2 protein-coding genes and 1 pseudogene are annotated in these 2,040 nt (G+C 69.3%); all 3 read right to left on the reverse strand.

Annotated elements, in window-relative coordinates; translation table 11 throughout:
* A pseudogene (locus HMPREF3115_RS12945) lies at positions 1-704 on the reverse strand (apolipoprotein N-acyltransferase); the annotation flags it as partial.
* Between the two features lie 58 nt (positions 705-762).
* The gene (locus HMPREF3115_RS12950; RefSeq protein ID WP_006398336.1) at positions 763-1,650 is read right to left on the reverse strand and encodes an HlyC/CorC family transporter; all 888 of its coding nucleotides are present in this window, start codon (positions 1,648-1,650) and stop codon (positions 763-765) included.
* Between the two features lie 171 nt (positions 1,651-1,821).
* On the reverse strand, positions 1,822-2,040 hold a 219-nt coding region (locus tag HMPREF3115_RS31915), incomplete at its 5' end, for a hypothetical protein (RefSeq protein ID WP_218079210.1).

Consider the following 2,040-nt stretch of genomic DNA (forward strand, 5'->3'; position numbering starts at 1 on the left):
ACGCGCGCGCGCGGTGCCGCGCCGGCCGCCGGCGACTGCGACTGCGCCGGCCGTGCGGCCGCGAACGCCTGCACGATCAGCGCGGCGAACAGCGCGAGCACCCAGCCGATACCGTACACGCCGACGACCGGCGCGAAGCCCGCGAACGGCCCGTCGACCTGCGGATAGCCGCTCGCGAGCCACGGGAAGCCGGTAAACATGGTGCCGCGCAGCCACTCACCGAGCGCCCACGCGCCGGCGAAGGCGAACGCGCCGTGCCAGCTCGGCGAGAACGGCCGCGGATCGGGCGTGCGGCGATGCCATGCATGGCCGGCGCAGAGCGACCACAACCCGGCCGAGAACGCCGGATACAGCGACAGATACAGCGAGAACAGCACGAGCGCGCCGCCCGCGAGCGGCGCAGCCATCTCGCCGTACACGTGCATGCTGATGTAGAGCCACCAGATGCCGCTGATGAAGTTGCCGAAGCCGAACGCGCCGCCGGTCAGCGCGGCGCTGCGCCAGCTCGCGGTGCGCGTGAGCTGCGCGAAGAACCACACGAAGACGACGAGCTGCAGCCAGCCGCCGTGCGGCGTCGGTGCGAAGCAGAGCGTGTTGGCCGCGCCGGCGAGCAGCGCGGCCGGATAGTGCCAGCGTGGCAACGCGCGGCCGGGCGCCGACGCGGGAATGCCGCCAGCCGGGCGGGACGGGATCGGATCGTCCATGTGAAGCGGAAGTGGGCGAAGCGGTTGGAAAGGGCGCGGCCGATGCGCGACGCGCGGATCAGTCCTCGTGCGAGGTTTCGGCGCGGCGGCTCGCGAGCGGGTTGCGGCGCACCAGAAGCACGTGAATCTGGCGCGCGTCGCCGCGCTGGATCTCGAATACGAGGTTGCCGAGCTGCAGCTTTTCGCCGCGGTGCGGCACGCGGCCGAAATGATGGGTGATCAGCCCGCCGATCGTGTCGACCTCCTCGTCGGAGAAATCGGTGCCGAACACCTCGTTGAACTGCTCGATCTCGGTCAGCGCGCGCACGCGGTAGCGGCCGTCCGGCCCCGAGATGATGTTGCCGGCTTCCTCGTCGAAGTCGTATTCGTCCTCGATGTCGCCGACGATCTGCTCGAGCACGTCCTCGATCGTGATCAGGCCCGCGACGCCGCCGTACTCGTCGACGACGATCGCAAGGTGATTGCGGTTCACGCGGAAGTCGTGCAGCAGCACGTTCAGGCGCTTCGATTCGGGAATGAACACGGCCGGGCGCAGCATCCCGCGCACGTCGAATTCCTCTTCCGCGTAGAAGCGCAGCAGGTCCTTCGCGAGCAGCACGCCGATCACGTTGTCGCGGTTCTCCTCGTACACGGGGTAGCGCGAGTGCGCCTTTTCGAGGACGAACGGGATGAAATCCTCGGGCTTGTCGGCGATGTTGATCGCGTCCATCTGGGCGCGCGGCACCATGATGTCGCGTGCGCACAGGTCGGATACCTGGAATACGCCTTCGATCATCGACAGCGAATCGGCGTCGATCAGGTTGCGTTCGTGCGCGTCCTGGAGGATTTCGAGCAGCTCGCCGCGGGATTCGGGCTCGGGCGAGATGAAGTCGGTCAGGCGCTCGAGCAGCGAGCGCTTTTCTTGCGGTTTGTCGGTTGGCTTTCGACTGGGATACGAATCGTTCATGGTGGTGCGCCCGGGTCGTGCCGGGGCGCGCTGTCACGGAGTAGGCAAGGATACACCAAGGGGATGGCAGGTCCGTGTCGCGCCGGCCGTTCGGCCGATGCGCGCGGCCGCGCTGCTCCGCTCGGGAAACGGCCGCGCCGGGCGGGGCGGCGGCCTGCTTCCCATCCTATCTCAGAAAAGTGCGCCCGCGTAGCCCACAGCGCCATGCGGCGACGAGCAATCGCGGAACGGGGGAAGCCGGCCAAAGGTGCAGGGCGGCGGCCGATGTGCCGCGCCGGATGCCGCCCGGCTCGCGCCGGCGACATTCCGCCGCACGCGTGCGCCGTGCCGCGCACCGTTCAGAACCGCATGCCGGCCGAGCAGCCGCCGATGGCCGCGCCGTTGGTCGCG

The organism is Burkholderia sp. HMSC10F09 (assembly GCF_001806955.1).
In the GTDB taxonomy this organism is placed as follows: Bacteria; Pseudomonadota; Gammaproteobacteria; order Burkholderiales; family Burkholderiaceae; genus Burkholderia; species Burkholderia multivorans.